This window comes from Sulfitobacter maritimus (assembly GCF_013346665.1).
GTDB lineage: Bacteria > Pseudomonadota > Alphaproteobacteria > Rhodobacterales > Rhodobacteraceae > Sulfitobacter > Sulfitobacter maritimus.
In genome coordinates this window covers 139,322-164,981 of sequence record NZ_JABVBB010000021.1, presented here as the reverse complement: position 1 = coordinate 164,981, position 25,660 = coordinate 139,322, and the positions used below count along the sequence as shown (strand labels likewise).

Genomic DNA, 25,660 nt, shown 5'->3' with positions numbered 1-25,660 from the left:
GTTCCTTTCCGTGGGGGCGCTTAGGCAGCCCGCGTTTCGTGCTTTTTCAATTTTGCGGTCCAGCTTTCAGCGAACCGCAGGATGTCTTCCCGGGTGGTGTTCAGGCCCAGCGACACCCGGATCGCGCTGGCGGCCTGTGTTTCATCAAAGCCCATGGCGCGCAACACAGCACTGGCGCGTACCTTGCCGCTGGAGCAGGCGGAACCCGCTGAGATCGCAAATCCCGCAAGGTCCATCTGCATCACCTGAGTCTCGCCCTTCCAGCCGGGCGTGATGATGCAAGAGGTGTTGGGCAGGCGTGGCGCAGCTTTCCCTACAAAAATAGTCAGCTTTGCTGCATCTGCAAGGGCAGTTTCGAGTAAATCGCGGTGTTCGGCGACTTCTTCCCAGCGACCCGTTGCCACATCCGCAGCCGCCGCTTCCGCTGCCGCGCCAAAGCCTGCGATACCGGGTATGTTTTCGGTGCCGGAGCGCCGCCCCATCTCTTGACCACCGCCGCGCAGAAGAGCTTGGACATCAATCCCACGTTTGACGATTAGCGCACCGATACCCTTTGGCCCGCCCAGTTTATGAGCAGAAATAAGGATGAAATCCGCGCCGGAGGTCGCCATCTTGAAATTGGTCTTGCCAACAGCTTGCACCGCATCGACCAGCACGTAAGGCGAGCTTTCCATTGCCCAGCAGTGTTGCGCCAGCGGCATGGTCTGCTGCAACACGCCGGTTTCGCTGTTGGCGGCCTGAAGTGCGACGACATCGGCACCCTGCGCAGCGCTCAGATCGCCATCCCAGACGCCATTCGCATCGACGCCAAGCCGCTCCGGCTGCCCCCAAGACAGAACCGCATCATGTTCCACCGCCGAGGTCACCACGCGTGCGCCCATTGATGCTGCAAGTGCTGCCGCTTCAGTGGCACCAGAGGTAAATATCACATCCACCGGATCACAGCCTACCAGCGCGGCCACCTGACCCCGCGCCCGCTCGACCACGGCCTTGGCCGCGCGGCCTTCGCCATGCACCGACGACGGGTTGCCCGGCAGGTCCATCGCCGCGATCATCGCGTCACGCGCCTCGGCCCGCAGCGGAGTGGTCGCGTTATGGTCGAGATAGGTTCTCACGGCTCGTCTACCACAGCAAAGAGGTTCGGCACCGCAGGGCAAGGGACCAGTTCGTTGCCAACCACATCCGACAGGCGCGTTTGATGCAAGAACACATAGACATGCGCGCTCAAGCCCTGCCACAGCCGGTTCGTCAACGATTGCGCACGGCTGCCCGACAGCCCACCAGACGCGCCCGCGCCCTTGTGCATCGCGTCCACCGTCTCATCGACCGCCGCCAGCACATCAACCACGCGAATGTCGGTCGCAGGCCGTGCCAGACGGTAGCCGCCCCCCGGCCCGCGCACAGAGGTCACCAGTTCTGCCCGGCGGAGCTTGACGAACAACTGCTCAAGGTAGGGCAAGGAGACCGACTGCCGCTCGGCGATATCGCCCAGCGACACCAGTGCCCCATCAGGCTGGAGGGCAATATCGGCCAAAGCGACCATCGCGTAGCGCCCTTTGGTTGACAGCTTCATCGTCCTACCCCTCACCGACGCGCCATTTGATTGACGCGGGCGGCTTAAATGCATAAGTCCAAAGACTGATCCCCACCGAAGTGTGCGGAACCAGATTTAGAACCGTTCTAAGGTGGCCTAGCGAATTCGTCAACTATTCGTGGCAACCTTTGAACCCCCAGACAGGGACACCCATGCCCGAGGTTATTTTTCCCGGACCAGAAGGCCGCCTTGAAGGCCGCTACCACCCCCAAAAAGAACGTGACGCACCGATTGCCATCGTGCTCCATCCGCACCCGCAGTTCGGCGGGACGATGAATCACAAGGTCGTCTATAACCTGCATTATGCCTTCTACAACATGGGTTTCACCGTGTTGCGGTTTAACTTCCGCGGCGTGGGCCGCAGCCAAGGCGAGTATGATCAGGGCATCGGCGAATTGTCTGATGCGGCGTCGGCGCTGGACTACCTGCAATCGATGAACAACAACTCCAAGCATTGCTGGGTTGCGGGGTTCTCGTTTGGCGCGTGGATCGGCATGCAATTGCTCATGCGTCGGCCTGAGATCACAGGTTTCATCTCGGTCTCGCCGCCTGCGAATATGTACGACTTTTCGTTCCTCGCGCCCTGCCCGGCCTCTGGCTTGGTGATTAACGGCACGGCCGACCGTGTGGCTCCGCCCGCCGATACCACCAACCTTGTGGGCAAGCTGCATGAGCAAAAGGGGATCACGATCACCCATAAGGAAGTCGAAGGTGCCGGCCACTTCTTTGAAGAGCCGCATATGGATACGTTGATCACCTCCACCACCGACTATGTGAAACGCCGCCTGACGGAGTCGACCCGCTAATGGCAGATCAGGTCGTCATCGAACTGGCCAACAAACTGGCCGAGGACTGTCTGGCGGTTCAGGCCGAGATTGGTGACGACCGTTTGTTTGTCCAAGTCGGCGAGGTGCTCGGCGCCTCGTCGCAGACCCTTGAAGAGGCCTTTTTGACCGCGATCAGAACGCGCATGGCAAATGACAAAGCCCGCGCTTTTCTGGCTGGAAAGGTCAAGGCACACCGCGCCAAGGCGGGCGTATGACGGCACGGCTCGACCAGCAAATCGCCTTTCTCAACGAGGCGGATAAGCTCAAGTCGATCCTGCGTGGCACCACGCTTTGTGACGCCAGCCGGGCTGAAAACTCCGCCGAACATTCGTGGCATTTGACGCTCTATGCGCTGGTGCTGGCCGATCAGGCCGGGCCGGAGGTGGATATCAACCGAGTGATCAAAATGCTGATCCTGCATGATCTGGTTGAGATCGACGCGGGCGATAATCCGATTTTCGGCACTTACGACACTGCTGATATGGAAGCCAAAGAGCAACTCGCTGCCGACCGCATATTTGGCCTCTTGCCTGACGATCTGCGCGATGAATTGCGCGGCATTTGGGAAGAGTTCGAGGCCGGAGAAAGCCCTTCGGCTCGTTTCGCCAAATCGCTCGACCGCTTTCAGCCGCCGATGCAAAACCTCGCGTCGGGCGGTGGCAGCTGGACCGATTACAATGTCTCTGAGGCGCAGATCGAAGAGAAGGTTGGGCGAAAGATCGCCATCGGCGCCCCGGCCCTTTGGGCCTATGCCCGCGCCCGTATCAGCGCTTTTTTCGCCGGTGCCGCCTGAGGGCAGGTTTCGGCATACCATTGTATACGATCTTCCCCTTTAGCCCGAAATAGGCTAAAGCTCGGCCAAACGCAGCCTCAGCCAAAGGACCTCGCCATGTCGAAGATTAAGGTAGAAAACCCCATCGTCGAGCTTGACGGCGATGAAATGACCCGGATCATCTGGGATTTCATCAAGAAAAAGCTGATCACCCCCTATCTTGATCTGGACCTGAAATACTACGACCTTGGCATCGAAGCCCGCGACGAGACCGATGACCAGATCACCGTCGACGCGGCCGAAGCGATCAAAAAATACGGCGTCGGCGTCAAATGCGCGACCATCACACCGGATGAGGCGCGGGTCGAGGAGTTCGGCCTCAAGCGCATGTACCGCAGCCCCAACGGCACAATCCGTAACATCTTGGGCGGTGTGATCTTCCGCGAGCCGATCATCTGCAAGAACGTGCCGCGCCTCGTGCCTGGCTGGACTCAGCCGATTGTCGTGGGCCGTCATGCCTATGGCGATCAATACCGCGCCACCGATTTCCGCTTTCCCGGCAAAGGTAAGCTGACCATTAAATTCGTCGGCGAAGACGGTGAGACCATTGAAAAAGAGGTCTTTGACGCGCCCTCCGCCGGTGTGACCATGGCGATGTATAACCTCGACGATTCGATCCGCGATTTCGCCCGCGCGTCCTTCAACTACGGGCTGATGCGCGGCTGGCCGGTCTATCTCTCGACCAAAAACACCATTCTGAAAGCCTATGACGGGCGCTTTAAAGATATCTTTCAAGAGATCTATGACGCCGAGTTTGCGGATGCCTTCAAGAAAAAGAACATCTGGTATGAGCACCGCTTGATCGACGACATGGTGGCCTCGGCGATGAAATGGTCAGGTGGCTATGTCTGGGCTTGCAAGAACTACGATGGCGATGTGCAGTCTGACACCGTGGCGCAGGGCTTTGGCTCGCTCGGCTTGATGACCAGTCTGTTGATGACGCCTGATGGCAAAACTGTAGAGGCTGAAGCCGCCCACGGGACGGTCACGCGCCACTACCGTCAGCACCAAAAGGGCGAGGAAACTTCGACCAACTCCATCGCCTCGATCTACGCGTGGACCGGCGGGCTCAAGCACCGCGGCAAGTTGGATGAGAACACGGCGCTGGTGAACTTTGCCGAGACCTTGGAGAAGGTCGTCGTGGATACCGTGGAATCAGGCTACATGACCAAGGACCTCGCGCTTTTGGTTGGTCCGGATCAAGGCTGGCTCACCACGATGGGATTCCTTGAGAAAGTTGATGAGAACCTGAGCAAGGCGCTTCAGGGCTAGGGTTCAACATCTAGCTTTAAGAGGGCCGCTATGAACGCGGCCCCTTTTTGCGGTCTCGATTACCACCCTAGCCCGGAATCAATCCGCAGGCCCCGGGCCATCGCCTGCCCGTCCACGCGGGGAGGCGATTTTGTGAGGCTGGGTGTACCTTTACGACGTCATATAAAGGCTGCACCATAAAGTGGCACGGATCACGGTTCGGATCGCCGCCCCATGAGCAGGCGCTGGCCCTCGTGGCTTACTGCCCCCGGTTATGCGTCCGCGCGTAAAGCTTCGCGATAATCCTGCTCGCGGTCTTCTCAAACAGACAGGGGATCAGCGCATGGACCAACGCCGCGCCCGCCGCCGCAAAGAGCAGTCCGGAAAACTTCAGCGCGAAAGCCATATGCTGGAAAAACGTCTCTTCCACCTTAGCCGGATGGTCGAGAAAAATACGCGCGATCATAGAGAGCTCCTGTGATTTGCCTTCCCCTAACCTACCGCAAAGCCTGCGTGACGTTTTCTCAAATCCTTGCAAGGATTCGCTTGCCCTTGGGAAATCTTCCCGCCAAATTGCAAAGATGACAACGCTTGATGAGATTGACCGCCGCATTCTGGTGGAACTGCAACGCGACGCTGGCCAGTCGCTCGAAGCCCTCGGCGCGGCGGTCAACCTGTCGCGCAACGCCTGTTGGCGGCGCATTAGAGCACTGGAAACAGCGGGCATCATTAAAGGCAGGGTAACGCTCCTGGATGCGTCAAAACTTGGGCTAGGTTTAAGCGTCTTCATCCAAGTGCGCACCAATGCCCACGCGCCCGACTGGCTTGAGAAATTCTCAAAAGCCACCGCCGCCATGCCGGAAATCCTCGGCGTCTACCGCATGACCGGCGATCTGGACTATTTGATCCGTGCGCGGGTTGCGGATATGGCGGGATACGACCAATTGTATCAAGATCTCATTCGCAAAGTACCGCTGTCCGATGTCTCTGCCAGTTTTGTCATGGAAGAGATCAAGGAAACCACGCAACTGCCCCTTTGAATAAGGCGTCACCCCATGCATTACCTGTGGCTGTTCATCGCGGTGATCGCCGAAACCCTTGGCACGACCGCCGTTCAGGCGTCCCAGCAGTTTACCCGGCTTTGGCCCTCCGTCGCGGTGGTGGTGTTTTACGTAATCTCGTTTTACTGCATGTCGCTGACGCTCAAAGTCATGCCCGTCGGCGTGGTCTATGCGCTTTGGGCGGGGCTTGGCATCGTGTTTATCGCGATCATTGGCTTCTTGCTCTTTGGCCAAAGGCTCGATCCTCCAGCGCTTTTGGGGATCGCATTTATTATTTGCGGCATCCTGATCATCCACCTGTTCTCCAAAACCAGCCCCCATTAAACCGGCAGTTGTGCGCCGATAGAACGCTGCAAGAGCCCACTTTAGTCATTAGGACTAGCAATTAACGCCGCAGCACGTTATTGGCGGCGCAATCTCTCGTGCGGCCATCGGCCTGCGCGCCACTCCCCAATCCAAAGGCTTACTTAATGGATCTGCGCAACATCGCAATTATCGCCCACGTTGACCACGGCAAAACCACGCTGGTAGACGAGCTTCTAAAGCAATCCGGCACCTACCGTGAGAACCAGGCCACGACTGAGCGTGCCATGGACAGCAACGATCTGGAGCGCGAGCGCGGGATCACCATCTTTGCCAAGCCGACGTCGGTTGTGTGGAAAAACACCCGCATCAACATCGTCGACACCCCCGGCCACGCCGATTTTGGCGGTGAGGTTGAGCGCATTCTGTCGATGGTCGACGGTGTGGTCCTGCTGGTGGACGCCGCCGAAGGTCCGATGCCCCAGACCAAATTCGTAACCTCGAAAGCGCTGAAACTGGGCCTGCGCCCAATCGTCGTCGTCAACAAAGTCGACAAGCCTGATGGCGAGCCGGACCGCGCGCTTGATGAATGTTTTGACCTATTCGCCAGCTTGGATGCCAGCGAAGAGCAGCTTGATTTCCCCGCCATGTATGCTTCTGGCCGCTCCGGCTGGGCCGATCATACGCTTGACGGCAAGCGCGACGGGCTCGATGCCCTGTTTGACCTGATCCTTGAGCATGTCCCTGCCCCCAAGCAGATCGAAAACGCCGACAAGCCTTTCACCATGCTGGCCACCACATTGGGCGGCGACCCGTTCTTGGGCCGCTTGCTCACCGGTCGTGTTGAAACTGGCACGTTGAAAGCGGGCCAGACAATCAAAGCCATGTCGCGCGACGGCACGCTGATCGAGAACTTCCGCTGCACCAAAATCCTCGCCTTCCGCGGGTTGGAGCAGACGGCCATCGATCTGGCCGAAGCGGGCGACATCGTCTCCATCGCGGGCATGACCAAAGCAACCGTGGCCGACACGCTGGCCGACACCTCTGTTGACGAGGCGATCCCCGCCCAGCCGATCGACCCGCCTACCATCACCGTGACCTTCGGCATCAATGACAGCCCGCTGGCGGGCCGTGACGGTAAAAAGGTGCAGTCCCGCGTGATCCGCGAGCGTCTGATGAAAGAAGCCGAATCCAACGTCGCGATCAAAATCTCCGACACACCGGGCGGCGATGCTTTCGAAGTTGCTGGTCGTGGCGAATTGCAGATGGGCGTTCTGATCGAAAACATGCGCCGTGAGGGTTTCGAGCTTTCGATCTCCCGCCCGCAGGTTCTGTTCCAAGAGATCGACGGCGTGCGCCATGAGCCCATCGAAGAAGCTACCATCGACGTCGATGACGAATACTCCGGCGCGGTCATTGAAAAGATCACCGGCACTCGCAAGGGCGAGTTGGTCGAGATGAAACCCGCAGGCGCAGGCAAGACCCGCATCATTGCCCATGTTCCTTCGCGCGGACTGATCGGGTACCACGGCGAATTCCTGACCGACACGCGCGGCACAGGTGTTATCAACCGGGTTTTCCATTCCTGGGCGCCGCACAAAGGGCCGATCCCCGGTCGTCGGGCAGGCGTTTTGATTTCCATGGAAAACGGCACCTCGGTCGCCTTCGCCCTGTGGAACCTCGAAGAGCGTGGCAAGATGATGATCGGCGCGCAGGCTGACGTCTATACCGGCATGATCATTGGCGAGCACAGCCGCGAGAATGATCTTGAGGTAAACCCGTTGAAGGGCAAGAAACTGACCAACGTCCGCGCCTCCGGCACCGACGAGGCAGTACGCCTGACCACGCCGATGACGCTGAGCCTTGAGGAGGCGATTGCCTATATCGACGATGATGAGCTTGTCGAAGTGACGCCCAACGCAATCCGCCTGCGCAAGCGGTTCCTTGATCCGCATGAGCGCAAGCGTATGGCGAAAGCTGGCTAAGCAGCCACACTATCTACGAAAAACGGCAGCGCATCTGATGGATACGCTGCCGTTTCTACATTTGGAACTGTGGTGTGGTGCCTTCAGCTATCGCTTGGCTCTTGGTCGATATGCCCGCGTTTGGCCAGGCTGCGTGCGACCGCCAAACACAGCACCGCCCATGCGCCACCGCCCAACCAGCCCGCCGCCACATCGGTCGGCCAATGCACGCCCATATAGACCCGGCTCACCCCAACGAGGAGCGTGAGCAGCACGGCCACGGCGAGCGTATAAACCTTAAGCGCCCATCGGGTTTGCGCCCGCGCGACCATTGCGCCGAGTGTCAGATAGGCCACCGCCGCCATCATCGAATGTCCCGAGGGAAAGCTGGCCGTATGCACCAGCGAGCCATGCGGCACGAGATCCGGGCGCGGGCGGTCAAAAAATTCCTTGGCGATGCTGCTCAACACAATGCCCCCGCCAACCGTCACGAGAATATAGAGGGCCGTGGACCATCGCCGCTGCAGCAGAAAAAAGAGTGAGACCACAACCGTGGTCAGCACCAATACCGCGACGCCGCCCAGTGCCGTCAGGTCGCGGCCGATCTCCTCGACCCACCATGGGCCAATGGGGTCCGAAAGATCACCCGGCGTGCGCAGAAAAAGGAGAATGTCGCGGTCAAGGCTGCTGGTACTCCCCGCGACGACCTCTTCGGTCAGTTCCGCCAACGTCCAAACCGCGATGATCGAAAGGCTCATTAACGCGAGCGTGGTCACCTCCACATGGCGGCGGCACCAATGGGCGAAGGCGGATATGCGGTCGAGGTTCATACGGCTCAACCTCAGTTGCGAAGGAAGGTTCCCTCTGAAAAAAGTAATGCGCCCGGCCAGTGGTCAGCCGCGACGCTTAAGCTCACTCGTCGGTTTCGACGATCAACAATTCCCGCTCTGACGCGCCACGCGCGTGGTTTAACGCCGCCTGATAAGCGTCTGAGTGGTAACAATTCTCCGCCGTTTCGACGTCCTGAAAGCGGGCCACTACATTGCGTGGCCGTTCCTTACCTTCAAGCTGAACAAAACGCCCGCCGCGTGCGATGAACTTGCCGCCATGGGCGGCGATCGCTTCGGTCGCCCCGGCGGCGTATTTCTTATAGGCCTCTTCGTCGGTGACGGTGACATGTGCAATCCAAAGTGCGCCCATGGGTCTTATCCTTTCAAAGTGTTTTCAGCCGCAGCAATCGCCGCCTCCGCATTCTCTGCCGATGCACCGCCCCCTTGGGCCATGTCAGGCCGACCACCGCCGCCCTTGCCACCCAATTCGGCCACCGCTGCCTTGACCATCTCAACCGCAGAAAAGCGATCTGTCAAATCCTTGGTCACACCACCCGCAACCGCAGCTTTGCTGCCGGTATCGGCGATCAACAGTACCGCGCCCGAGCCGAGCTTGGCCTTATGCTCATCCACCAACGCAGGCAGGTCTTTGCCCGTCACGCCGTTGAGCACTTGGCCGACGAATTTCACGCCATTCACCTCACGCGCTTCTGGCGCTGCCGCGCCGCCGCCCGCCATAGCCAGTTCGCGCCGTAACTGCGCGACTTCATTGGATAGGTTCCGGCGTTCCTCCAACAAGGCGCGTACCCGGTCCGGCACGTCACTGGTCGAGGTCTTGAGCTCAGCCGCGACCCGGCTCAGCGCTGCTTCCTGCTCGCGCAACCAGTTCAAGGCCTCGGTCCCGGTCAGGGCTTCGATCCGACGCACGCCAGCGCTGCTGGCGCTGTCGCCCAGCAGAACAAAGGCACCAATATCGCCGGTCTGGCGCACATGGGTGCCGCCGCAAAGCTCCAACGAATAGGTCGATTTGTCGCTGCCCTTGCCGGACCCTTCAAGCTGGCCCATCGACACAACGCGCACTTCGTCGCCGTATTTTTCGCCAAAGAGCGCCTGCGCCCCGATGGCCCGCGCGTCGTCTGGCGTCATGATCCGTGTCTCAACCGGCGTGTTCTGACGGATGTAGTCGTTCACCTCGCGCTCAACTTGGCTGAGCTCTTCTTGCGTCAGACCCTTGGCATGAGAAAAGTCAAACCGCAGGCGGTCATGCGCATTCAACGAGCCACGCTGAGAGACATGCTCACCAAGCGCATTGCGCAGCGCTTCATGCAGCAGGTGGGTCGCGGAGTGGTTCGCCCGGATCGCCGTACGCCGCGCGGAATCCACTTCTAAAACAGCCGTTTGACCGGGTTTGATCTCTCCCTCAACCACATGGCCGAAGTGCACGAAGACGCCCGCTGATTTGCGCGTATCGGTCACTTCCACACGCCCCGTCGGCGTGCGAATGATGCCCGTGTCGCCAACTTGCCCGCCGCTTTCGGCGTAGAATGGCGTTTGGTTCAGCGCAACCTGAACGTCGCTGCTGATCGCCGCCACCTCGACCAGATCACCGCCCTGTACCAAGGCCACGATCTGCCCTTCGGCAGTTTCCGTGTCATAGCCAAGGAACTCCGTGACGCCATGCTCATCGGCCACGTTGAACCAAACCGTCGCATCCGCCGCCTCGCCGGAGCCTGCCCAAGCTGCACGGGCCTTGGCCTTCTGCGCTGCCATCGCGGTATCAAACCCTTCGGTATCCACCGCCCGACCCTTTTCGCGCAGCGCATCTTGGGTGAGGTCCAGCGGGAAGCCATATGTGTCATAGAGCTTGAACGCCGCTTCGCCCGGCAGGGTCGCCCCCTCGGGCAGGCCGCTCAACTCGTCATCCAGCAGTTTCAGCCCGCGATCGAGCGTTTGGCGAAAACGGGTTTCCTCCAGCAGCAGGGTTTCACGGATCAGTGATTGCGCCTGACCTAGTTCTGGATAGGCCGCGCCCATCTGTTGCACCAATGAGGGTACAAGCTGATGCATTAACGGGTCCTTAACGCCGAGCAAATGCGCATGTCGCATGGCACGGCGCATAATGCGGCGCAATACGTAACCGCGGCCCTCGTTTGAGGGCATCACCCCATCGGCAATCAGGAACGACGTCGAACGCAGGTGGTCGGCAATCACCCGGTGGTGGGTCTTGCCCGGTCCGTCCGGATCGGTCGAGGACGCATGGGCGCTGGCTTCAATTAAGCTCCGCATCAGGTCCGTGGCGTAGTTGTCGTTCGTGCCTTGCAACAAGGCCGCAACGCGCTCAATCCCCATGCCTGTGTCAATCGATTGGTTCGGCAGAGGCTGGCGTGTGCCATCTGCGAACTGCTCATATTGCATGAAGACGAGGTTCCAAATCTCTACAAAGCGGTCGCCGTCTTCCTCCGGGCTGCCCGGAGGCCCCCCCCAGATGTGATCGCCGTGGTCATAGAAAATTTCGGTGCAAGGCCCGCAGGGGCCAGTCGGGCCGGCGGACCAAAAGTTATCATCCGTGGCAATGCGAATGATCCGCTCATCCGGCAGTCCAGTATGCGCTTTCCAGATGTTAACCGCTTCTTCATCAGTATGGTACACGGTGACCAACAAGCGATTGGGATCAATGCCAAACTCTTTCGTCAGCAAATCCCAAGCAAAAGGGATCGCTTCGGCTTTGAAATAGTCGCCAAAGCTGAAGTTGCCCAGCATCTCAAAAAACGTGTGGTGCCGCGCGGTATAGCCCACGTTATCAAGGTCATTATGCTTGCCACCCGCCCGCACGCATTTCTGCGCAGACGCGGCGCGGCTGTAGTCGCGGGTTTCGACGCCAGTAAAAAGGTTCTTAAACTGAACCATACCCGCAGCCGTGAACATCAACGTCGGATCGTTGCGCGGCACCAATGGGCTGGAGGGGACGACCTGATGCCCCTGCGCATCGAAATAATTTAGAAAAGTGGAGCGAATATCGTTCAGCGTCTTCATGGGCGAGGCCTTCCGGGGCAGATTGGATCGGTCCCAAATACCCCTCAGCCCCGGCGCTGTCCACCGCCGCTGCGCAGGAAAAAGGGCGCAGCCTATGGCCACGCCCCTTTTGCTGGATCGCGTTAACCTTCGCGGTCAGGCTTCGAGAATATCGGCATCATCCCCGCCGGAACCTTCGAAATCCAACCCATGCGCCGCACGGATCTTATCTTCGATTTCAGAAGCCATTGCGGTGTTTTCTTTCAGGAAGTTCTTAGCGTTCTCACGCCCCTGCCCGATCCGCTCATCTCCATAGCTGAACCACGAGCCAGATTTATCAACGACACCCGCTTTCACACCCAGATCGAGCAATTCGCCCATTTTGGAAATGCCTTCGCCATACATGATGTCGAACTCGACCTGCTTAAACGGCGGTGCGACTTTGTTTTTGACGATTTTGACCTTGGTGGCGTTGCCAACCACCTCATCGCGGTCCTTCAGCGCGCCAATGCGGCGAATGTCCAGACGCACCGAGGAGTAGAACTTCAAGGCGTTGCCGCCGGTGGTGGTTTCAGGCGAGCCGAACATCACGCCGATTTTCATCCGGATTTGGTTAATGAAAATCACCATACAATTCGAACGGCTGATCGAACCGGTCAGCTTCCGCATGGCTTGGCTCATCAAACGCGCCTGCACGCCAACGCTGCTGTCGCCCATCTCACCTTCGAGCTCGGATTTCGGTGTCAGCGCCGCAACAGAGTCGACGATGACCATGTTTACCGCACCGGAGCGTACCAAAGTGTCGGTAATTTCAAGCGCTTGCTCGCCAGTGTCGGGCTGAGAAATCAGCAGCTCATCAATGTCCACACCCAGCTTTTTAGCGTATTGCGGATCAAGCGCGTGTTCGGCGTCGACAAAGGCACAAACGCCACCCGCCTTTTGCTGTTCCGCAACACAATGCAGCGTCAAAGTTGTTTTGCCCGAAGATTCAGGGCCATAGATCTCAATGATCCGCCCCATCGGCAACCCGCCAATGCCAAGCGCAATATCCAGACCGAGCGAGCCGGTGGAGCTTGCTTTAATATCCTGAATCGCCCCTTCGGCGCCCAATTTCATGATCGACCCTTTGCCGAACTGACGTTCGATCTGGGCCAGCGCGCTGTCGAGCGCCTTTTGCTTTTCAGCGGTTTTCTTGTCCATTGTCAAAAGATCTGCCGTTGCCATTAGGTTTATCCCTTAGTGTCACAGTGGCGCCCCGGCGGCAATCGCCTGTGCTTTCCCATCTGCGTTACGCCGCTTATGTTCTTCTAATGTTCCATATGGGGGAAAAGAGAGAACATTTCAATCAATTTGTTTGCAGTTCATCTTTCCTCCCCCTTGGTAAAGAAATAGTTTACCCACGAAAGACAAAGGCAATTTTTTAAGGGACTGCCCGCAGGTGATCGTTTTTTTCAAACAACGACTGGCGTTTTTGTCGGTCCCTAAAACGGGTACGACAGCCTATGAAAAAGCGCTCGCACCCCATGCTGACATGGTCATTTCCGAGCCACCGATGCTGAAACACGCGCCCGTATACCGCTACAACCGCTTCATTCGACCTATGTTTGCAAAGGTCTGTGACGTGGAGTTGGAGTTGATGGCAGTGATGCGAGAGCCGATTTCGTGGCTGGGCAGTTGGTATCGCTATCGCCGCCGTCCCTTCATGGAGGGCAAGCCGAACAACACTTTCGATGTGAGTTTCGACGAATTTGTTTTGGCCTATATGAAGGGTGACAAACCGGGTTTTGCGGATGTCGGCAGTCAGTTAAAGTTCATGGAAACGCAGCCGAATGGGACGGGGATCACCCATCATTTCCGCTATGAAAATCAGCTGCGTTTGCAGGCGTTTCTTGAGGAACGGCTTGGAATGTCCCTTGAGCTTAGCAGAGAGAATGTCTCACCGCAGATGACGCTCGACCTATCGCCCAACGTGGAAAAGCGGTTCCGGCGCAAGTTCGCAGCGGAGTTTGACCTATACGACTCGATCTCCTGAAAGGTCTTCGATTTCGCCCGTCCAGCCTGCGTATCAGTGCAATTGGTTGTGGACCGTATCTGTAAGATCCGTGAGTGAGAAAGGTTTGGGCAAAAAGACAGAGTTTGGAATTTTCGCCTGCGCCTCGCCAAAGTTGTCTTCTGCATAGCCCGACACGAAAACTACCCGGACGCCGGGGCGGTCCTTTAACGCTTCACGCACCCAACTGGGCCCGTCCATGCCCGGCATCACCACATCCGTGACGAACACATCTATATCGAGGCTTTGGTCTTCGAGCGTTTTTAAAGCAGCTTCAGCAGATTCCGCTTCGAGAACGGTATAACCCCGTAGCCGCAGGGCACGGCTGGCAAAGGCCCGCACGGGTGCTTCGTCTTCGACCAAAAGGATCACCCCATCAGCGCGCTCGGTCGGCCCGCTTCGTGTGTTTGAAACGGATGCGCGTGGGCTGGGGGCTGGCTGCACATCGAGCACCGGAAAGTATAGGGTGAAGGAGGTGCCCTGCCCCGGCACGCTGTCGACAAAGATGAAACCGCCTGTCTGTTTGACGATACCATAGGCGGTCGACAGCCCCAAACCCGTCCCCTCACCGGTGCGTTTGGTGGTAAAGAAGGGTTCAAACACCTTCTGCAGTTTGTCAGGTGCAATCCCCGTTCCGTCGTCATTGACTTGCACCGTGACATACTGCCCCGCAGGCACGCTTACCCGGTCACGTTCTAAAGGTTTTTCCAACTCGCAAACTTCGGTCACAATACGAATCTCCCCGCCCGCGGGCATGGCGTCGCGGGCGTTGACCACAAGGTTCATCAGCACCTGCTCAAGCTGACGCTTATCGGCGCGGATTGGCGCAAGAACTGGGTCGTGGCTGAGCGTCAGTGTTACCTTTTCCCCGACCAATCGGTTCAGCAAATGGGTCAGGTCCGCCAATGTGTCGCGCATATCAAGCGTTTCGGGCCGCAAGGTCTGCTTTCGGGAGAAGGCGAGCAGTTGCCCAACCAATGCGGCGGCGCGGTTGGCATTCTGGTTAATTTGCACCAGATCGCTGTAGTCTGGATCTCCCTGATCATGGCGCAGCAAAAGTAGATCACAATGGCCAGAGATGGCGGTGAGCAGATTGTTGAAATCATGGGCCACGCCCCCCGCCAACTGGCCAATGGCCTGCATTTTTTGGCTTTGTACGAATTGCGCTTCCAAGGATTTTAGCTCGGTCGCGTCCTGTAGGACCGCAATGAGCGCGGGCCGCCCGTCTTCGGTGACGCGATTAAGGGTGACCTGAACAAAAACTTCCCGGTCCGTACGGGTGAGGCGCAGAAATTCGGACTTTTGCGCCAGCCGCCCCGCGAGGGTATCGTCAAGCCAATCGCTGATCGAACGGCCCAACCCTTCCATAAGCTGAGAGAGCTGTGTGTCGTGCCGCAGCGATACGCCAATAAGCTTTGCGGCCATACGGTTAAAGGTTTGCACAGTTCCATCAGGGCCGACTTTTATTAAAGGAACAGGGAGGTCTTGGAAAGCTTCCCATCCCTGCTCGCCCGTCGGCATCGCCCCTTCGAGCGGGGGGAGAAGGTAAAGTGCGCGGCGTCCCGCCCCGGCGGAAACTTCGGCAACCAACACCTGCATGTTCCCTTCTGCAGTGGTGATTTCGGCCACGGTACCGGGGATGGCAGGCAGGGAAGTGAACAACCGGTCAAGTGATTTGACCCGTCCGCCTGCCAGGCTGCGCGCGGCATCGTTCATGAAAAGAATTGCGCCGCTGCGTCCAGCCATCAGCATAGGCAGGCTCAACCCCTCCTGCGCGGCGCGGGGTGCTTCGCGAGCCGATACCAGTTCGATCCGCCAGACGAAGCAATCGGCTGACAGTTCGTGTACCGAAAGGCGTACCGTGCCGCGGCGGGTGATAACCTCTTCTCGCGCGCTGCCGCTGGCGGTTGCGCGGGACTGAAGCCGGTAAAGGATGCCGACCGGATTGGCGAAATGATCCTTCAATGCGGCGGCCAAAGTGGCACTTTCTGAAGTGTCAAAAGCCGCAGCAGCGGATTGGTTCTGGCTGATAATCTCGCCATCTCCGGTGGTAATAAAACTCGGCGTGCTGTCCTTGGCGATAAAGTCAGCAACCCCGGCAGAGACCACCTTTTCGCGTTGGCCGACCCATCGTCGCAGGCCGATTACGCCAAGAGCGGTCACTAATAGAGTTACAGCAGAAGCCCCGAATGCCAAAGCCACTGTTTGATGCGGTACAACCAGCGCCAAACATCCCGCCATCACAGCGAGCAATAGAATGGTTTGCAGCCGCCGACCTATTGGCAAAGCCGAGGGCGGCGTGGTCGTGGAATGTTGGACACCTTGCTGCACGTAAGTCCCCCGATAACCGCGAATCGTCCGACTATTACGCGCACTAAGGGTTAAGCAGCCTTTAACCCTGACACATTCTGCACGTTTTGGTTGAGTATGACGGAAATCAGTCGCGCATCAACTGTGCAGCGAAGAAGCCATCTCCCTCGTCAGTCACGTCGAAGCGGCGCATCTGCGTGACCCGCCAACCGGGATGACGCGCGAGAAAGGCATCCACACGATCCTCATTTTCCGACCGCAGCAAAGAACAGGTGGCATAGGCCAAGACCCCCTTTGGTCCGACCAGCAGGGCAGCATCGTCTAGAATCTGGTCCTGTATTTGGGTTAATTCATCGAGACGCGCCGGTGTCAAAGTCCATTTCCCCTCTGCCGCGCGCCGCCAAGCGCCGGAGCCGGAACAGGGGGCATCGCAAAGCACGAGATCATAGGGAGCCTGTGCCTTGGCTGTGGCGGTATCAGCAATCGCAATCTCGACCCCCGCCCGCGCCGCGCGGGGGGGAAGATCTCGCATCCGGCGCGGGTCAATATCATGCGCTGTAATCCGACGGTCGGGATCCACTGCCAGCGCCAAAGCCTTGCCGCCACCGCCTGCGCAAAAGTCCAACACCTGCCCTCCGCCCGGAAGCGCTGCCACAACGGCTTGGCTGGCCGCATCCTGAAGTTCGACGTAGCCTTCTTTGAAAGCAGACGAATTCCGCACACGACGCGCGCCGTCGGTCACGGTAAGGGCGGTGCTGGCCAACCTGTTGTATTGGGTCTGCACGCCGCTTTCCGCAAGCATGGCCTGTGCCTGAGGGACATCGATCTTTGCCGTATTTACGCGCAAACAGATCGGCGCACGGGTTTGCAATGCCATCGCAGTGGCATCGGCCCCCTTCCCCAAAGCAGCGTCGAAATGAGGCAAGAGCCAGTCTTGCAGGTTCAACCTGACAGCACGGTCTTCTGGTGCGGGCGGAAAGTCCTGCTCTTGCGCTGTCAAAGGTGCGGGCGCATGGCCTTCGGCGGTGAACAGGCTGGCCAGATCCGCACCTTGGGCGTGCAACAGGCCAATCATCAGTGCGCGTCCGGTTTCGCCCTGTCCAAAATGGGCTGCCGTCCGCCGCTGGCGCAGCACGTCAAAGACATGGTCTCGTATCGCGGCACGGTCCTTTGACCCGGCAAACCGGCTTTGCCGCGCCCAACGGGTCAGGGCCTGCTCTGTGGCGAGCCCATCGGCGATGGCGTCGAGAACTTCGATTGCGGCCGATACGCGTGCGCCCGGTGTCATGGCAAATTCCTTAGGTCAAGAATGGGGCATCCGACAGTCAATGCGGGGGCTGGCGCTGATGTGCCTGTCCAGGGCGTCAATAACAAGGGGATTTGCGGCGATGAGCGCGACCTGCCGCCGCTCTGGTGGGGTTGTCTGCGACGGTTGGCGCGTTACGACAACAGCAGCGCCTCAAAGGTGACGCAGACCCGATTTGCCCCCGGTGTTAACCTTCCGGCGACGGCAAGCCCCTCAAAGCCCACGGCGACGACATCTTGGCCCGTTCGATCAGTGAGCAAGACTTCTGTGGCGACGTCCTCCAATCCCGTCTGATCTTCCAACTGGACACCGATAAGGCTTCCCAACCCTTTGACGGTCTCTATCGGCCCGGCGGCGGTCGCGGCGCATTTCGCCATGCCAACTTCCAAGAGTTCATTGGGCCGAATGGTTGCAAGGACGGCGTTCGGCCTATCTACGACGGAAGTCGCGGTTGGATGAAACAGGGTAAATTCCGTTTCATCATCCGGTTCGCTTTGCATGATCGCGCCATCCAATCGCCAGATATCAACCTCACAGTCGGCGCTTAGAACTGTCGCCTCGGGTAACAGATGTCCGGCGTGACGGGCCCCATCTGACGCCTGCCAAAGACCGTGAACATGGGCAAAGGCCGCGCCATCCCGTCGACCTAAATGCGCCCCTGCCTGTCGGATCGCGGCGTCGCTCAACACAGTCTCCCCGCTGTACCACGCGACATGGTGGCTATCGGAAGCAGGCGCAGGGCGCACGAAGGTCAGCGTTTTGGTGGGTATATCCCGCAGGTCGAACCAAGCCCCGGCCCCGCTAGAAGCCTCGGTCATCGCTTGCAGCAACGTTTCCCCGGCCCGCAATGTCACCCGCTGCCGGGTCGCCCGGCACGGGACCGCCTTGAAGCGCTCTGTCGCCACTGGGCCGGGGTGCTGCAGGATACGCGCATTAGCCACTGGCGATATCCCCCCGCGCCATAAGCTCGGCGCGGATCAGCTTCTTGGTGATCTTGCCATAGCCCGACTTTGGCATCTCTTCCCAGAAGACCACATTCTTCGGCATCTTATAGCGCGGCACTTTGGCGTCCAACCACGCCAGCAAGCTTGCCGCATCGGGCGTCTCACCGCGGCGCACGCAGACAGCGATGCCAACCTCGCCCCACGTCGCGTCCGGCACGCCCAGAACGGCACATTCGCTGATCTCCGGGTGTTGCAGGATCTTCTCTTCAATCTCACGCGGGTAGATGTTGGAGCCGCCCGAGATATACATATCTGACGCCCGATCCGTGAGGTACAAGAACCCCTGTGCATCCATATGGCCGAGATCACCCGTCAAGAACCAACCATCGCGAAAGGCTTTGGCATTGGCTTCGGGGTTGTCGTGATAGCCCGCAAAAACCGCCGGACCGATGACGGCGACTTCTCCGGTCTCGCCCGGCGCGACCTCTTGGCCTTGATCGTCTTGCACCTGAACCTGCATCCCCGTCCGTGCGAAACCGCAGGTGCCGATGCGCATTGTGGCGTCATCGGCAGAGTGATGCGCGGGCGGCAGAACGGTGATATTGCCGGTCACCTCACCCAAGCCGAAATACTGCACGAGAATCGGGCCTAATGTCTCAAGCGCGCGGACTTGATCGGCGCGGTACATCGGCGCGCCCGCATAGATTACATAGCGCAGGCTGGTATGATCGTGCTCATGCACCGACGGGTGCTCGACCAGCAGTTTCACGATGGTCGGCACGGTGAAGACATTGGTGACCCGCCATTTCGCAACTAGCCGCCAGACCTCAGCAGGGTCGAACTTTGTCCCACAGGGCAGAATGGTTTTGACGCCATGAGCGACCTGCGCCAATTGGTGAACCCCTGCCCCATGGGACAGCGGCGCCACGACGATCGAGGCATCGTCAGGCCCAGTGCCGGGCATCAGGTCGCATAGGTGATTGGTCACGACAAAAGCCAATTGCCCATGGGTCAGCACGGCGGCCTTTGGCTTGCCCGTGGTGCCGGAGGTGAAAAAGAACCATGCCGGGTCGTCCCGCTCCACAGGTTCTGCATTTACCGCTGTACCCGCATGGACAGAGACAAGCGCATCGTAGTCATCCGCCCCCTCGCCGCCAATGGTCACGGTAAAGGCGGCCGAATCGCAGGCAGCGATATGATCGGCAAATTCGGCCCCCGCCAACAGCCCTTTAGCCCCCGAAGATCCGGCCAGCCACGCGACTTCCTCAGGCGTTTGACGAAAATTAGCAGGCACCCAGACACAGCCGAGCTTCCAACAAGCAAAGGCGGCTTCGAACATCTGGTTACAGTTGGCCGATTGGACCAGCAAACGGTCGCCCTTTTGCATGCCATAACGATCGCGCAGCGCGGCGGCAAAGGCGGTGGCGCGGGCTTCTAGCTCCGCCCATGTCCAAATTGCCTCGCCCCAGACAAGGCCAATATCATCCCCGTGCCGCCGTGCCGCGCTTGTCAGGAAATGCGAGAGGTTCATCACCCGGGTTGAAATCGGCTGCATCATGTCACCCGCTCAAGAATCGAGGCATAGGAGGCCACAGCCGCCCCGCCCATGTTGAACACGCCGGCAAGTTCCGCGCCCGGGATCTGCATACCGCCCGCGTCGCCCATCAATTGCATTGCGGCCATCACATGCATCGACACGCCCGTGGCCCCAATGGGGTGGCCCTTGGATTTCAGACCGCCCGATGGGTTCACTGGCAAGCGCCCGTCCGTGGCCGTCCAGCCTTCGCGGATGGCGCGGTCGCCCTGCCCCGGTTCGGTCAGGCCCATGGCCTCGTATTCCAGCAGTTCGGCGACGGTGAAACAGTCATGAGTCTCAACCAGGCTCAAATCGTCCAGCGTCACGCCGCTGGCCGTAAAGGCCTGCTCCCACGCCCGCCGCGCACCATCAAACCGCGTGATGTCGCGCCGTGACAGGGCCAGCGGCTCATTGGTATGGCTGCGCGCGCGGAAACGGATTGCCCGCTGCAACTCTGCCGCCACCTCAGGCGCGGCCAGCACAAGCGCCGCCGCTCCATCCGACACCAATGAGCAATCGGTACGTCGCAGGGGGCCAGCCACGAGCGGGTTCTTCTCCGACACTGTATTGCAGAACGCCACGTCGAAATCCCGCTGCATATGGGCAAAGGGGTTTTGCATACCGTTTTGGTGGTTCTTGGAGGCGATCATCGCCAAAGCGTCAGACTGATCGCCGTAGCGCTGGAAATAGCTGCCGGCGATCTGGCCAAAGAGCCCGGCAAAGCCGCCCCGCACGTCTGCCTCTTCGCGCCGGTAGGAAGCGCCCAGCAGAATGTCACCGACCTCAACCCCCGGCGTTGCAGTCATCTTCTCAGCGCCCACAACAAGCGCGATCTTGCCCCGACCACTGGCGATGAAATCCATCGCGCCGTGCAGCGCGGCAGAGCCGGTGGCACAGGCGTTTTCATAGCGGGTGGCGGGGGTGCGAGCCAAGGCGTCATTGCCCATGCCAACCAGCGCGCCCTGAAAATCCTGATCCGAAAAGCCATTGTTGAACACGCCGACAAAGATGCCATCAACGTCCTCTGCCGCGACCCCTGCATGCTCCAGCGCGGGGCCTGTCACCTCGGCCATAAGCGCTTCGGTATCCGGAGCTTCGGAACGGCCAAAGGCGCTATGCGCCCAGCCGACGATATAGGGGTCTGTCATCTTTCATCCTCCTGTTGGGTCGTCTGCGGCAAGCGCCGCGCCAACCGTGTTTCGATTTCCTGTGCCTCGCGCGTCAACAAGGCCGCCAGTTCCGCATCGCGCGGCGACTGCATCCGGCTTTCAATCGCCGCAATGGAGAGGGCCCCAGCAACTGACCCATCGGGACGCCGCAGAACAACGCCAACACCCCAACTGCCCGACACGATACGTCCGGGGTTAAGCGCGAACCCCCTTTCGCGCGTTCGCGCCACATCGCTCCGCAACAGTTCGGCGTTGTAACTTGGATAATCCGCCGCCAGTCGGTCCGCGTTATCGGCCAGCACCATATCGACCTCTGCATCAGGCAGTGCGCTCAACATCGCCAATGATCCCGCGCCGATCCCTAAGGGGTGCTGGTCCCCTGCTTCCAATGCATGAGTGCGAATGGGGTAAGCTCCGTCCTCCCGCTGCAAACAGATCGCCGCCGCGCCGCGCCGCATGTTCACAAAGGCCGTGTCACCGCTTTCCCGCGCCAAACGCACCGCCGCGTCCGCTGCGTGTTCCAGCAGCCCGTGGCGCGGTGTCGCCAGCGTGCCAAGGACGTAGCTTTCCTCGCCCAGATGGTAGAGCCGCGTCACACGGTCCTGCTCGACCAACCCGCGCCGGATCAGAGCCAACATCAACCGCCGCACAGTGGGTTTGCCCAAGCCTGACGCCGCGATCAACTCAGACAAAGATACGCCGCGCGCCGCACTGCGACCGGTGATCTGCAACAGCGCCAAAGCACGGTCCACCGCTTGACTTCCACTGGCTGGGGCCGCGCCCTCTGGATCGATCACAATATGGACCACCGTTCACTTCGCTAGACAGGTCTTGGGCCAAAGACCTGCGCATTATGGCGACTATTGCAAGAAATATCTTGCTCAACAGGAATTCTTCTGTTCCACATTGTGGCGTAATGAGGGAGAGACCACTATGAAAATGATCGCAAAGGCCGCCTTGGCCACGATGCTTGCCACCACGATGTTGTCCGGCGCGGCCGTTGCCGAAACCCTGCGCCTGTCACACAACACCGGCGACAGCACGACATGGCACCAAGGGGCCGAAAAGTTCGGCGAGCTTTTGGCTGAAAAGACCGATGGCACCTATGACGTTCGGGTTTTCCCGAATGCGCAGCTCTCTGGTGGCGACCAGATGAAGCAGGCCGAAATGGTCGGCCGCGGCGCGCTCGATCTGGTGGTCACATCCGCGATCAACGTGACCCCGCTAGTGCCTGAAATGGCCGTCTTTTCGCTGCCCTACCTCTATGGCGGTTACGCGCAGGTTGATGCGACCACGCAGGGCGAACCCGCCAAACTGCTTGAAGACATTCTGCGCGAGAAGGGCATCGAAGTGCTCGCGTGGGGCGAAAACGGCTTTCGTGAAGTCACCAATAACGTTCGCCCGATCAAATCCCCCGAGGACATGAAGGGGCTCAACATGCGCGTGGCCGGCCCGATGTATATCGACGTGATGAACGCGCTTGGTGCCAACCCCCAGCAAATGCAATGGGGTGAGACGATGACAGCGCTGCAACAGGGTGTTGTCGACGGTCAAGAAAACCCCATCGGCGCGGTGATCATCCCCCAGCAGGTGTTTGAGGTGCAAAAGTACCTGACGACATGGCATTATTCCTACGATCCGATCTTCCTCGGCGTGTCCACCAAGGTCTGGGACGGTCTGGAAGCCGAAGAGCGAGAGCAGATGCGCGCCGCCGCGACAGAGGCCATGGAATACCAGCGAGAGATCACCCGCAAAGGCACTGCCGAAGGCGTTGCCTTCCTGCAAGAAAAAGGCATGGAGGTCTATGAGCCTTCCGAGGAAGAGCTTGCCGCCTTCCGTAAGGCCACCAAACCTGCCTTTGACACTTGGGCCGAAAAAGTCGGCACCGAGATCGTGAGCAGCTTCCAAGACGCCATTGCCGCCGCCCCGGCGAACTAAGGTCTTAGCGCGGCCTCATCCATGAGGCCGCGCCGATCCGGGAAGGGACCAGCCATGCGGTTTGTGCTGCAAGAATTCGAAAAAATCGTCTGCGCTGTGCTGTTTTTGGGCATGACGCTGATCGGCTTTGTCAATGTCGTCGTGCGCTACGCGACCCATTACTCATTTGCCGCTTCAGAAGAGCTTTTGACCAACGGCTTTTTGCTGCTCACCGTCTTTGGCGCCGCCATCGCGGCCCGGCGGGGGGAACACCTTGCCGTGACATTGGTGCAAGACGCCCTGCCCCGGCGTGCGGCGCAGGCGGTCTTCATCCTCTCGGTCATCTTCTCCATTCTGCTGCTGGCTGCCTCGGCGTGGTTTTCTTGGGCAACCTTGATGAACCAGCTTGATAGCGGCATCCGCAGCTATGCCCTTGGTGTGCCTGCATGGTGGTATCAGATCGGCCTGCCTTTTGGCTTTGCGCTGATCATTATCCGCTATCTGCAACATGCCGCTGAAACATGGCGCGCCCCGCGCCAAGAGCCGCAGGCCACGCCAAGTGTTTGATATCTTTAGTATGGGTGCAGGCACCCAGATGATCGCCGGTTTCTTTCTGCTGATCGCGCTGCGCGTGCCAGTGGCCTTTGCCCTTGGCCTCTCGGCCATGTATGCGATGTGGCTGATCGGCTTCGGCTTTGACCTCGCGGGCGACCTGATCGCCACGGGCATCGCGAAATATGCGCTGCTGGCCATTCCGTTTTTCATCCTCGCCGGGACGTTGATGGGAACGCTGGGCATTGCCGAGCGCATGATCCGCTTCTTTCGCACCCTCATCGGGAATTTGCCCGGCGGCATGGGGGTCGTGGGCACCGTGGTCTGCCTGTTCTGGGGTGCGGTTTCTGGCTCTGGCCCGGCCTCTGTCGCGGCCATCGGGCCGATGATCGTTAAAGGCATGCAAGAGGACGGCTACCCTCGCGCAGCAGCGGCGGCATTGGTCTGCACGGGCGCGGCGTTCTCAATCGTGATCCCACCGTCAATCGGGCTGGTGATCTATGGGGTTATTGCCGAAACCTCAATCTCGGCGCTCTTTATCGCGGCGATCCTGCCGGGCCTTTTTATGGGGCTGCTGATGTTGGTCATTCTGCCCTTCATCAAAGGGCGCGGGCGCGACAGTCTGGACGCGCTGTCCCCCGCACCTGAGCAAGACGGCTATTGGCGGGCCTTAGGGCGCAGCTTTTGCGGCTCCTTTTGGGGGCTGATGACGCCCGTGGTGATCCTTGGCGGTATCTACTCAGGCATCTTTACCCCGACCGAAGCGGCCTTGGTTGCGACGGTCTATGCCATCGCGGTCGGCGCTTTTGCCTATCGCACACTCACGGTTCGGGCGCTTTATGATGCCCTGTCCGATGCTGCCTCATCCTCTGCGGTTGTTATGTTGGTGGTAGCCTATGCGAGCCTGTTTGGCTGGGTCGTGACCGTCGAAGACCTTGTCGGCCAGTATTCGACGCAACTGCTTGGTTTGTCTGAGAACAGCGCCGTGATCTTGATGGTGATCATGTTGATCCTGCTGATTGCTGGGATGTTCATGGACCCGGTCACGGTAATGTTCATCTCGCTGCCGATTTTTCTGCCAGTGGTGCGCGAGCTGGGCTGGGACCCGGTGTGGTTCGGCGTGCTCGTCATGATCAACCTCGCCATTGGTCTCATCACCCCGCCAGTGGGAATTAACCTTTATGTGGCCGCGAATATCACCCGCCTGCCGCTGGAACGCATTGCCCGTGGCGCGCTGCCGTTTCTGGCGATCAGTGTGATTGGCCTCGCCATTGTGGCGGCGGTCCCCGCGCTGTCGCTCTTTTTGCCGGAGATGCTCAAATGAACGACACCGTAGCTCTAATCACCGGTGCAGCACGTGGCATCGGGCTCGCAACCGCGACCCTGCTGCATGGCGAAGGCCGCCGTGTCGTGCTGCTCGACCGCGATCGCGACGCGCTTCAGACCGCTGCCGCGACTCTCCCCGGCGCACTGGCAATCACCTGCGATGTGTCGGTCCCCCAACAGGTGAGCCAAGCGGTGGCCGAAGTTGAACAGACCTTTGGTCGGCTCGATATTTTGGTGAACAACGCTGGCGTGGCGGATTTCGGCCCACTGGAAGAGACAGATTTCACCCGCTGGCGGCGCGTGATGGAGACAAATCTCGACGGCGTGTTTCTCATGTCGCAGGCCTGCTTGTCGCTCTTGTCGCAACGGGGCGGTGCCATCGTCAACATCGGCTCAATCTCCGGCCTGCGCGCCTCGACCCTGCGGATCGCCTATGGCACGTCCAAAGCCGCCGTGATCCACCTGACCAAACAACAGGCGGCCGAGCTGGGCGAACTCGGCATTCGCGCGAACTGTGTCTGCCCCGGCCCGGTGGATACGAAACTGGCGCTTGCCGTGCATTCGCCCGAAATCCGCGCTGCCTATCACGACGCGATGCCGCTCAACCGCTATGGTACGGAACGCGAAATTGCGGAAGCGATCTGTTTTCTAGCCAGTGAGCGTGCAAGTTTCATCACCAGCCAAGTGCTTGCCGCAGACGGCGGGTTCGACGCGACGGGTGTGGGGCTGCCCGCATTGCGCGTCTGAAGCGGCGCAAGTCGGCTACGGGCGTCCACTTTTCACCTACACTCCTGCGCTGCGCGTGCTATCGGAGCGCAAGATGCGGCTCTCAAGCT

At 59.5% G+C, this 25,660-nt stretch carries 25 protein-coding genes; 12 read left to right on the top strand and 13 right to left on the bottom strand.

The window, feature by feature from the left end; genetic code table 11:
• Nucleotides 1–20: 20 nt before the first annotated feature.
• Both HTT03_RS02730 and iscR read right to left on the bottom strand, forming a co-directional pair.
• The gene (locus HTT03_RS02730) at nucleotides 21–1,115 is read right to left on the bottom strand and encodes an aminotransferase class V-fold PLP-dependent enzyme (protein WP_174858344.1); all 1,095 of its coding nucleotides are present in this window, start codon (nucleotides 1,113–1,115) and stop codon (nucleotides 21–23) included.
• Entirely contained in the window at nucleotides 1,112–1,573 is a 462-nt protein-coding gene (iscR, locus tag HTT03_RS02725) for a Fe-S cluster assembly transcriptional regulator IscR (protein WP_174858343.1), read from the bottom strand. The genes HTT03_RS02730 and iscR overlap by 4 nt, the downstream gene beginning before the upstream one ends.
• Before the next feature lie 173 nt (nucleotides 1,574–1,746).
• Between iscR and HTT03_RS02720 the strand changes: the two genes are divergently transcribed.
• The 4 genes from HTT03_RS02720 (at nucleotide 1,747) to HTT03_RS02705 (ending at nucleotide 4,525) form a co-directional block, all read left to right on the top strand.
• Nucleotides 1,747–2,400: an alpha/beta hydrolase gene (locus HTT03_RS02720; protein WP_174858342.1), complete on the top strand. Its 654-nt coding sequence runs from the start codon at nucleotides 1,747–1,749 to the stop codon at nucleotides 2,398–2,400.
• On the top strand, nucleotides 2,400–2,636 hold the full coding sequence (locus tag HTT03_RS02715; RefSeq protein ID WP_174858341.1) for a hypothetical protein: 237 nt from the start codon (nucleotides 2,400–2,402) through the stop codon (nucleotides 2,634–2,636). Before HTT03_RS02720 ends, HTT03_RS02715 begins: the two co-directional genes overlap by 1 nt.
• Nucleotides 2,633–3,214, top strand: a complete 582-nt coding sequence (locus tag HTT03_RS02710) for an HD domain-containing protein (protein ID WP_174858340.1) — start codon at nucleotides 2,633–2,635, stop codon at nucleotides 3,212–3,214. Before HTT03_RS02715 ends, HTT03_RS02710 begins: the two co-directional genes overlap by 4 nt.
• A gap of 96 nt (nucleotides 3,215–3,310) precedes the next feature.
• Nucleotides 3,311–4,525 carry an NADP-dependent isocitrate dehydrogenase gene (locus HTT03_RS02705; RefSeq protein ID WP_174858339.1) on the top strand — a complete coding sequence of 405 codons (1,215 nt, stop codon included), beginning with the start codon at nucleotides 3,311–3,313 and terminating at the stop codon, nucleotides 4,523–4,525.
• Nucleotides 4,526–4,763: 238 nt separating this feature from the next.
• Here the strand turns inward: HTT03_RS02705 and HTT03_RS02700 are convergent, their stop codons facing one another.
• Nucleotides 4,764–4,970 (bottom strand): DUF6356 family protein, encoded by a 207-nt coding sequence (locus tag HTT03_RS02700; protein ID WP_174858338.1) that lies wholly within the window; start codon nucleotides 4,968–4,970, stop codon nucleotides 4,764–4,766.
• 115 nt (nucleotides 4,971–5,085) lie between these two features.
• Between HTT03_RS02700 and HTT03_RS02695 the strand changes: the two genes are divergently transcribed.
• The 3 genes from HTT03_RS02695 to typA all read left to right on the top strand — a co-directional run bounded on the left by HTT03_RS02695 (nucleotide 5,086) and on the right by typA (nucleotide 7,853).
• Nucleotides 5,086–5,544 (top strand): Lrp/AsnC family transcriptional regulator, encoded by a 459-nt coding sequence (locus tag HTT03_RS02695; RefSeq protein ID WP_174858337.1) that lies wholly within the window; start codon nucleotides 5,086–5,088, stop codon nucleotides 5,542–5,544.
• Nucleotides 5,545–5,559: 15 nt separating this feature from the next.
• On the top strand, nucleotides 5,560–5,889 hold the full coding sequence (locus HTT03_RS02690) for a DMT family transporter (protein ID WP_174858336.1): 330 nt from the start codon (nucleotides 5,560–5,562) through the stop codon (nucleotides 5,887–5,889).
• Between the two features lie 146 nt (nucleotides 5,890–6,035).
• Nucleotides 6,036–7,853: a translational GTPase TypA gene (typA, locus tag HTT03_RS02685; RefSeq protein WP_174858335.1), complete on the top strand. Its 1,818-nt coding sequence runs from the start codon at nucleotides 6,036–6,038 to the stop codon at nucleotides 7,851–7,853.
• Nucleotides 7,854–7,936: 83 nt separating this feature from the next.
• Here the strand turns inward: typA and HTT03_RS02680 are convergent, their stop codons facing one another.
• The 4 genes from HTT03_RS02680 to recA all read right to left on the bottom strand — a co-directional run bounded on the left by HTT03_RS02680 (nucleotide 7,937) and on the right by recA (nucleotide 12,898).
• Nucleotides 7,937–8,662, bottom strand: a complete 726-nt coding sequence (locus HTT03_RS02680) for a phosphatase PAP2 family protein (RefSeq protein WP_174858334.1) — start codon at nucleotides 8,660–8,662, stop codon at nucleotides 7,937–7,939.
• Between the two features lie 82 nt (nucleotides 8,663–8,744).
• Nucleotides 8,745–9,032 carry a DUF1330 domain-containing protein gene (locus tag HTT03_RS02675; protein WP_174858333.1) on the bottom strand — a complete coding sequence of 96 codons (288 nt, stop codon included), beginning with the start codon at nucleotides 9,030–9,032 and terminating at the stop codon, nucleotides 8,745–8,747.
• 5 nt (nucleotides 9,033–9,037) lie between these two features.
• Nucleotides 9,038–11,695 carry an alanine--tRNA ligase gene (gene alaS / locus HTT03_RS02670; protein ID WP_174858332.1) on the bottom strand — a complete coding sequence of 886 codons (2,658 nt, stop codon included), beginning with the start codon at nucleotides 11,693–11,695 and terminating at the stop codon, nucleotides 9,038–9,040.
• A gap of 135 nt (nucleotides 11,696–11,830) precedes the next feature.
• On the bottom strand, nucleotides 11,831–12,898 hold the full coding sequence (gene recA, locus HTT03_RS02665) for a recombinase RecA (protein ID WP_174858331.1): 1,068 nt from the start codon (nucleotides 12,896–12,898) through the stop codon (nucleotides 11,831–11,833).
• Nucleotides 12,899–13,112: 214 nt separating this feature from the next.
• Between recA and HTT03_RS02660 the strand changes: the two genes are divergently transcribed.
• Nucleotides 13,113–13,706, top strand: a complete 594-nt coding sequence (locus HTT03_RS02660; protein WP_174858330.1) for a gamma-glutamyl kinase — start codon at nucleotides 13,113–13,115, stop codon at nucleotides 13,704–13,706.
• Nucleotides 13,707–13,739: 33 nt separating this feature from the next.
• Here HTT03_RS02660 and HTT03_RS02655 read toward each other — a convergent pair whose 3' ends face one another.
• The 6 genes from HTT03_RS02655 to HTT03_RS02630 form a co-directional block, all read right to left on the bottom strand.
• Nucleotides 13,740–15,965 carry a hybrid sensor histidine kinase/response regulator gene (locus tag HTT03_RS02655; RefSeq protein WP_174858962.1) on the bottom strand — a complete coding sequence of 742 codons (2,226 nt, stop codon included), beginning with the start codon at nucleotides 15,963–15,965 and terminating at the stop codon, nucleotides 13,740–13,742.
• A gap of 196 nt (nucleotides 15,966–16,161) precedes the next feature.
• Entirely contained in the window at nucleotides 16,162–17,322 is a 1,161-nt protein-coding gene (locus HTT03_RS02650; protein WP_174858329.1) for an RsmB/NOP family class I SAM-dependent RNA methyltransferase, read from the bottom strand.
• Nucleotides 17,323–17,474: 152 nt separating this feature from the next.
• Complete coding sequence (locus tag HTT03_RS02645; protein WP_174858328.1) at nucleotides 17,475–18,281, bottom strand: PPC domain-containing DNA-binding protein; 807 nt, start codon at nucleotides 18,279–18,281, stop codon at nucleotides 17,475–17,477.
• The gene (locus HTT03_RS02640) at nucleotides 18,274–19,842 is read right to left on the bottom strand and encodes an acyl-CoA synthetase (RefSeq protein ID WP_174858327.1); all 1,569 of its coding nucleotides are present in this window, start codon (nucleotides 19,840–19,842) and stop codon (nucleotides 18,274–18,276) included. The genes HTT03_RS02645 and HTT03_RS02640 overlap by 8 nt, the downstream gene beginning before the upstream one ends.
• Nucleotides 19,839–21,008: an acetyl-CoA acetyltransferase gene (locus HTT03_RS02635; RefSeq protein WP_174858326.1), complete on the bottom strand. Its 1,170-nt coding sequence runs from the start codon at nucleotides 21,006–21,008 to the stop codon at nucleotides 19,839–19,841. Before HTT03_RS02635 ends, HTT03_RS02640 begins: the two co-directional genes overlap by 4 nt.
• The gene (locus HTT03_RS02630) at nucleotides 21,005–21,838 is read right to left on the bottom strand and encodes an IclR family transcriptional regulator (RefSeq protein ID WP_343035654.1); all 834 of its coding nucleotides are present in this window, start codon (nucleotides 21,836–21,838) and stop codon (nucleotides 21,005–21,007) included. The genes HTT03_RS02635 and HTT03_RS02630 overlap by 4 nt, the downstream gene beginning before the upstream one ends.
• A 124-nt stretch (nucleotides 21,839–21,962) precedes the next feature.
• On the opposite strand from HTT03_RS02630, the gene HTT03_RS02625 reads away from it, so the two are divergent.
• The 4 genes from HTT03_RS02625 to HTT03_RS02610 are packed head-to-tail and all read left to right on the top strand — an operon-like array spanning nucleotide 21,963 to nucleotide 25,571.
• Nucleotides 21,963–22,967 (top strand): DctP family TRAP transporter solute-binding subunit, encoded by a 1,005-nt coding sequence (locus HTT03_RS02625; RefSeq protein ID WP_174858325.1) that lies wholly within the window; start codon nucleotides 21,963–21,965, stop codon nucleotides 22,965–22,967.
• A 54-nt stretch (nucleotides 22,968–23,021) separates the two neighbouring features.
• The gene (locus HTT03_RS02620; protein WP_174858324.1) at nucleotides 23,022–23,513 is read left to right on the top strand and encodes a TRAP transporter small permease; all 492 of its coding nucleotides are present in this window, start codon (nucleotides 23,022–23,024) and stop codon (nucleotides 23,511–23,513) included.
• Between the two features lie 10 nt (nucleotides 23,514–23,523).
• On the top strand, nucleotides 23,524–24,822 hold the full coding sequence (locus HTT03_RS02615) for a TRAP transporter large permease (RefSeq protein WP_246253361.1): 1,299 nt from the start codon (nucleotides 23,524–23,526) through the stop codon (nucleotides 24,820–24,822).
• The gene (locus tag HTT03_RS02610; RefSeq protein WP_174858322.1) at nucleotides 24,819–25,571 is read left to right on the top strand and encodes an SDR family NAD(P)-dependent oxidoreductase; all 753 of its coding nucleotides are present in this window, start codon (nucleotides 24,819–24,821) and stop codon (nucleotides 25,569–25,571) included. Before HTT03_RS02615 ends, HTT03_RS02610 begins: the two co-directional genes overlap by 4 nt.
• Nucleotides 25,572–25,660: the final 89 nt, after the last annotated feature.

What these genes read in the sequence shown, in the direction of transcription:
- iscR (WP_174858343.1), bottom strand. Translation starts at nt 1,573, where the DNA reads ATGAAGCTGTCAACCAAAGGGCGCTACGCGATGGTCGCTTTGGCCGAT.
- HTT03_RS02720 (WP_174858342.1), top strand. Translation starts at nt 1,747, where the DNA reads ATGCCCGAGGTTATTTTTCCCGGACCAGAAGGCCGCCTTGAAGGCCGC.
- HTT03_RS02715 (WP_174858341.1), top strand. Translation starts at nt 2,400, where the DNA reads ATGGCAGATCAGGTCGTCATCGAACTGGCCAACAAACTGGCCGAGGAC.
- HTT03_RS02710 (WP_174858340.1), top strand. Translation starts at nt 2,633, where the DNA reads ATGACGGCACGGCTCGACCAGCAAATCGCCTTTCTCAACGAGGCGGAT.
- HTT03_RS02705 (WP_174858339.1), top strand. Translation starts at nt 3,311, where the DNA reads ATGTCGAAGATTAAGGTAGAAAACCCCATCGTCGAGCTTGACGGCGAT.
- HTT03_RS02700 (WP_174858338.1), bottom strand. Translation starts at nt 4,970, where the DNA reads ATGATCGCGCGTATTTTTCTCGACCATCCGGCTAAGGTGGAAGAGACG.
- HTT03_RS02695 (WP_174858337.1), top strand. Translation starts at nt 5,086, where the DNA reads ATGACAACGCTTGATGAGATTGACCGCCGCATTCTGGTGGAACTGCAA.
- HTT03_RS02690 (WP_174858336.1), top strand. Translation starts at nt 5,560, where the DNA reads ATGCATTACCTGTGGCTGTTCATCGCGGTGATCGCCGAAACCCTTGGC.
- typA (WP_174858335.1), top strand. Translation starts at nt 6,036, where the DNA reads ATGGATCTGCGCAACATCGCAATTATCGCCCACGTTGACCACGGCAAA.
- HTT03_RS02680 (WP_174858334.1), bottom strand. Translation starts at nt 8,662, where the DNA reads ATGAACCTCGACCGCATATCCGCCTTCGCCCATTGGTGCCGCCGCCAT.
- HTT03_RS02675 (WP_174858333.1), bottom strand. Translation starts at nt 9,032, where the DNA reads ATGGGCGCACTTTGGATTGCACATGTCACCGTCACCGACGAAGAGGCC.
- alaS (WP_174858332.1), bottom strand. Translation starts at nt 11,695, where the DNA reads ATGAAGACGCTGAACGATATTCGCTCCACTTTTCTAAATTATTTCGAT.
- recA (WP_174858331.1), bottom strand. Translation starts at nt 12,898, where the DNA reads ATGGCAACGGCAGATCTTTTGACAATGGACAAGAAAACCGCTGAAAAG.
- HTT03_RS02655 (WP_174858962.1), bottom strand. Translation starts at nt 15,965, where the DNA reads ATGGCGGGATGTTTGGCGCTGGTTGTACCGCATCAAACAGTGGCTTTG.
- HTT03_RS02650 (WP_174858329.1), bottom strand. Translation starts at nt 17,322, where the DNA reads ATGACACCGGGCGCACGCGTATCGGCCGCAATCGAAGTTCTCGACGCC.
- HTT03_RS02640 (WP_174858327.1), bottom strand. Translation starts at nt 19,842, where the DNA reads ATGATGCAGCCGATTTCAACCCGGGTGATGAACCTCTCGCATTTCCTG.
- HTT03_RS02635 (WP_174858326.1), bottom strand. Translation starts at nt 21,008, where the DNA reads ATGACAGACCCCTATATCGTCGGCTGGGCGCATAGCGCCTTTGGCCGT.
- HTT03_RS02625 (WP_174858325.1), top strand. Translation starts at nt 21,963, where the DNA reads ATGAAAATGATCGCAAAGGCCGCCTTGGCCACGATGCTTGCCACCACG.
- HTT03_RS02620 (WP_174858324.1), top strand. Translation starts at nt 23,022, where the DNA reads ATGCGGTTTGTGCTGCAAGAATTCGAAAAAATCGTCTGCGCTGTGCTG.
- HTT03_RS02615 (WP_246253361.1), top strand. Translation starts at nt 23,524, where the DNA reads ATGGGTGCAGGCACCCAGATGATCGCCGGTTTCTTTCTGCTGATCGCG.
- HTT03_RS02610 (WP_174858322.1), top strand. Translation starts at nt 24,819, where the DNA reads ATGAACGACACCGTAGCTCTAATCACCGGTGCAGCACGTGGCATCGGG.